The organism is Thermoflexus sp. (genome assembly GCF_042408365.1).
GTDB lineage: Bacteria > Chloroflexota > Anaerolineae > Thermoflexales > Thermoflexaceae > Thermoflexus.
Genome location: NZ_JBHOQJ010000278.1, coordinates 1 through 3,953 on the forward strand (window position 1 = coordinate 1; position 3,953 = coordinate 3,953).

General features: G+C 64.2%; 6 protein-coding genes. 5 read left to right on the forward strand and 1 reads right to left on the reverse strand.

All coding sequences use genetic code 11. From position 1 onward, the window contains the following. Positions 1-208: 208 nt before the first annotated feature. Positions 209-868 carry an ATP-binding protein gene (locus tag ACFMO5_RS12705; RefSeq protein WP_376793122.1) on the reverse strand — a complete coding sequence of 220 codons (660 nt, stop codon included), beginning with the start codon at positions 866-868 and terminating at the stop codon, positions 209-211. A gap of 239 nt (positions 869-1,107) precedes the next feature. On the opposite strand from ACFMO5_RS12705, the gene fabG reads away from it, so the two are divergent. The 5 genes from fabG to tatC all read left to right on the forward strand — a co-directional run bounded on the left by fabG (position 1,108) and on the right by tatC (position 3,899). Continuing rightward, entirely contained in the window at positions 1,108-1,857 is a 750-nt protein-coding gene (fabG, locus tag ACFMO5_RS12710) for a 3-oxoacyl-[acyl-carrier-protein] reductase (protein WP_376793123.1), read from the forward strand. A 99-nt stretch (positions 1,858-1,956) separates the two neighbouring features. Further along, positions 1,957-2,331: an Asp23/Gls24 family envelope stress response protein gene (locus ACFMO5_RS12715; protein WP_376793124.1), complete on the forward strand. Its 375-nt coding sequence runs from the start codon at positions 1,957-1,959 to the stop codon at positions 2,329-2,331. A gap of 34 nt (positions 2,332-2,365) precedes the next feature. After that, on the forward strand, positions 2,366-2,782 hold the full coding sequence (nusB, locus tag ACFMO5_RS12720) for a transcription antitermination factor NusB (protein ID WP_376793125.1): 417 nt from the start codon (positions 2,366-2,368) through the stop codon (positions 2,780-2,782). A gap of 99 nt (positions 2,783-2,881) precedes the next feature. Further along, complete coding sequence (locus ACFMO5_RS12725; RefSeq protein WP_376793126.1) at positions 2,882-3,214, forward strand: twin-arginine translocase TatA/TatE family subunit; 333 nt, start codon at positions 2,882-2,884, stop codon at positions 3,212-3,214. Next, positions 3,159-3,899, forward strand: coding sequence for a twin-arginine translocase subunit TatC (gene tatC, locus ACFMO5_RS12730; protein ID WP_376793127.1), 741 nt, complete (start codon positions 3,159-3,161; stop codon positions 3,897-3,899). The genes ACFMO5_RS12725 and tatC overlap by 56 nt, the downstream gene beginning before the upstream one ends. Positions 3,900-3,953 lie beyond the last annotated feature (54 nt).

The window sequence follows — 3,953 nt, forward strand, 5'->3', positions numbered from 1 at the left end:
GCACCGCTCCGACCTCCGCCGCGAGCCGCGCGAGCTGCCGCCGGGCCAGCTCCGCGGTAGCCCGGGGCGAAGCCAGGCTGCCGGCGGCCTGCCGCACGTTCCGGGCGCTCCACAGCGCCGCCCTCCAGCCGCGCCAGCTCGCCCCCTAAACATAATTCTCCCATCGCATATTCCCCAAATTGAAGTGGAAGAAGCAATAGCAGGCATATCAACGGCGTAAAGGGATAAGATCTTGAAACCAAAATCCGTCCCGGAAGACCACCTCGCCCGGAGCGAAGGCGACGGGTTGATGAAAGCCCGGCCCGTTAAACACGAAGGTGTGGAATTCCCCGTTCTCCCCTGCGGGATCCACATCGGCGGGCAGATCCGCCAGGAAAGCGAGGTCCAAGACCCGACCCAGGAAGCTCGGGCCCAGGCGCCTTCCGTCAACACAGACCGTTATCGCTTGAAAGCCCAGGAAGAGAAACCGCTGGACCAGATCACGGGTGGGCTCGCCCCAGAGGGGGAAGAGCACCTCGACCCCCAGCGGAAGCAGATGACGAAGCCGATAGGCGCGGATCTCTTCCAAGAACAGATCCCCGAAGGCAAACCGTCGGATCCCCCGCTGCATCAGGCGCCGGACCGCCTCGGCCATGCGCTGTTCGTAAACCTCATTGGGGCACGGGTTGGGGAGCCAGACCTCATAGACCGGAAGGCCCAGGGCAGCGGCCTGGGCGTGGATCAGCGAGCGACGCACGCCGTGCATGCTGACGCGATCGAAGGCTTCGTTCAGGGTCACCAGCAGCCCCGCCACCTTTTCGCCTCGCTGTCGCAAGGCGTGCAGGGCCATCACGCTATCTTTCCCGCCGCTCCAGGCCAGCGCGATCATCGTTGCGCTCCTTATCATCATAAGGATTTTAAACCCCCTAAGTCCCTCGCGAGGAGGGTTTCCTCTTTCGAATTGTAGGGGCAGGCCTGGTGGGTGCCCCTACATCAGGTGCAAACGCCTTGTAGGGGCGGGCCTGGTGTCCGCCCGGCCATGTGCATCCTGTTGGTGTAAAATCCTCAAAGGCGGGGCGAGCGCCGTTTGGAATCCCCTGCAACCTTGAACGCGCGGAGGAATCATCTATGGGGAACCTGGAAGGCCGCGTGGCAGTGATCACCGGAGCCTCTCGGGGATTGGGGCGGGCGATCGCCATGGAGCTGGCCCGGCGGGGTGCCCGGGTGGTGGTGAATTATCGGCAAAACGAGGCGGCTGCTCGCGAAGTGGTGGAGGCCATTCGGGCCGCGGGTGGAGAGGCCATCGCCGTTCAGGCGGATGTCAGCCGCTATGAGGAAGCGGAGAGGCTCATCCGCACCGCCCTGGAAGCCTTCGGGCGGGTGGACATCCTGGTCAACAACGCGGGGACGACCCGGGATAACCTGCTGGCGATGATGAAAGAGGAGGACTGGGACTTTATCCTGACCACGAATTTGAAAAGCGCGTTCAACTGCACGAAGGCTGCCCTGCGGCCGATGATGCGACAGCGATACGGGCGTATTATTAACATCACCTCCATCGCTGGCCTGGTGGGCAACGCCGGGCAAACGAACTACGCCGCTGCCAAAGCCGGCCTCATCGGCTTCACCAAATCCCTGGCCAAGGAGGTGGGTTCACGAAACATCACCGTCAACGCGGTGGCCCCTGGTCTCATCCCGACGGACCTGACGGAGCCCCTGCCACAGGAATTCAAAGAGGCGGCCCTGCGAATGACTCCGTTGGGACGGCTGGGGACCCCGGAGGACGTGGCCTATGCGGTGGCTTTCCTGGCCTCTGATGAGGCTGCGTTTATCACCGGCCACGTCCTGACGGTGGATGGAGGGATGACCTGCGTGTGACCTTGCGCGGGGCGGCTCGCAGCCCCGGAGAGACGCCGAGGTGGCTTGGTTGGCACAAGAGGAGATCCAGCCTCGCCAGGGGAGAGAGAAACATCCATGATGCCCGAGGAAAGTTACGCAGCGATCCCAGGGCGCATCACGGTGGCCCCCGAAGTGTTGCGAGACATCGTTCGCCAGGCGGCGATTCAGGTCCCCGGCGTCGCCCGCCTGGCGGAGGTGCGGGTGGGCCCGTGGGCGCTCTCCGGCGGCCTGCGCCTGACGGTGGTGAACGATCAGGTGCGCATCGATCTGGCGTTGGTGGTGCGCCCTGAGGTTCCCTTCCGCGAGATCGCCCAGCAGGTCCAGGAGGCCGTCGCGCGGGCGATCCACGACCTGACCGGCCTGGAGGTGGCGGCGGTGAACGTTCTGATCGCCGACGTGGAGGTGGAGGAGCGTGGTTCCTCGCAAGCCTCACGGTCGGATGAACGAGGTTGAGGGGAACAATCGATCCCAGGAAGGTATGCCCCTGATGCGCCGGGCCCGCATGGTGGCCCTGCAGGCCCTTTATGAGATCGATTTGGCCGGTCACCCGGCCGGTGAGGTCCTGTCCGCCCGATTCCAGGTGGAGCCGCTCCCGGCGGAGGCCCGGGCCTTCGTGCAGGAGCTGGTCACGGGGGTGCTGGCCCATCAGGCGGAAATCGATCGCCTGATCCAGCGCTATGCCCCGGCGTGGCCCGTGTCCCAGATGTCGGTCATCGACCGCAACATCCTCCGGATCGCGATCTTTGAATTCGTTATCGCCCGACGGGTCAGCCCCGCCGTGGCCATCAACGAAGCCGTTGAACTGGGGAAGATCTTCGGCGCCGACAGCACCCCGCGTTTCGTCAACGGTGTGCTGGGCAGCATCGCGGGGGGGATTGAGGGAAAGGGGCCGACCTCACCGTAGAGGGGGCTGCCTTCGACGGCCCCATCAGACGAGCGCCATCGTTTTGGGGCAGGCGATCTATCTGTTCCTCACAGAATATGTGAGGGGAAGGACCGCCCAATGGATAGTCTGTTCGGCATTGGACCGATGGAGCTGGCCTTCATCTTCTTGCTGGCCTTCATCTTGCTGGGGCCGCGGGATCTCCCCCGCCTGGCCTATCAGCTGGGCCGATGGATCCGACAAGCCCAGCTCTTATACGAGGAGTTCCGACGGGAGTGGGAGGCCGAGGTCCGGGAGGCCAGCCGCGAGATCGAACGCGCCACATCCGAGCCGCCGGAGGTCGCCCTCCCACCGGAGGCGGCCGCCTATCAACTGCCACCTTCCAGCGGGACCACCTATGCGAATCCTCCGACGACCGAGCGCTCGCAAGACCGCGAAAGCTCGCACACATGACCAGCCCCGGCCGCTGCTGGAACACCTGGAGGAACTGCGTCAGCGGTTGCTCCGCAGCCTGATCGCCCTGGGGATCGGGACAGGGATCGGGTTGCTGATCGCGGACCGGATCATCGACATCCTGGCGGCCCCGGTAGGAGGACGCGCCGGTCTGGTTTCCATCGACGTGACCGAGAGCATCGCCGCCTATATGCGGGTGGCCCTCCTGGCCGGGTTCGCCCTTTCGTTTCCCTACATCACCTATCAGATCCTAGCATTCATCTATGTTGGGCTGCTGCCCCACGAGCGGCGCCTCACCCTCCTGCTGGTGCCGCTGGCCACCATGCTCTTCCTGGGAGGAGCGGCCTTCACTTACTTCGTGATGATGCCCGTTGCGATCCCTTTCCTGACCACCTTCGCAGGCATCCGCACGGAGCCCCGCCCATCCAGCTATCTTTCGTTCGTGGTTTCTTTAATGTTCTGGCTGGGGTTGAGCTTTGAGATGCCCTTGGTGTTCTTCGCCTTGGCGAAGGCGCGGCTGATCAACGCCCGCCAGCTGCTCCGGGCATGGCGTTTCGCCGTGCTCATCATCGCCATCATCGCCGCGGCGATCACCCCGACCGTGGACCCTGTGAACATGTCCATTGTGATGGTGCCGCTGATCGCGCTATATTTGCTCAGCGTGTTGCTTGCCGCACTGGCGTAATTTTAAAATCACCCGCGGGGGTTTGGGGGCGAGCCGGGCGCCTTTGGCGCCCGG

Coding starts and splice junctions, on each gene's coding strand:
- ACFMO5_RS12705 (WP_376793122.1), bottom strand. CDS start 868: ATGATCGCGCTGGCCTGGAGCGGCGGGAAAGATAGCGTGATGGCCCTG.
- fabG (WP_376793123.1), top strand. CDS start 1,108: ATGGGGAACCTGGAAGGCCGCGTGGCAGTGATCACCGGAGCCTCTCGG.
- ACFMO5_RS12715 (WP_376793124.1), top strand. CDS start 1,957: ATGCCCGAGGAAAGTTACGCAGCGATCCCAGGGCGCATCACGGTGGCC.
- nusB (WP_376793125.1), top strand. CDS start 2,366: ATGCGCCGGGCCCGCATGGTGGCCCTGCAGGCCCTTTATGAGATCGAT.
- ACFMO5_RS12725 (WP_376793126.1), top strand. CDS start 2,882: ATGGATAGTCTGTTCGGCATTGGACCGATGGAGCTGGCCTTCATCTTC.
- tatC (WP_376793127.1), top strand. CDS start 3,159: ATGCGAATCCTCCGACGACCGAGCGCTCGCAAGACCGCGAAAGCTCGC.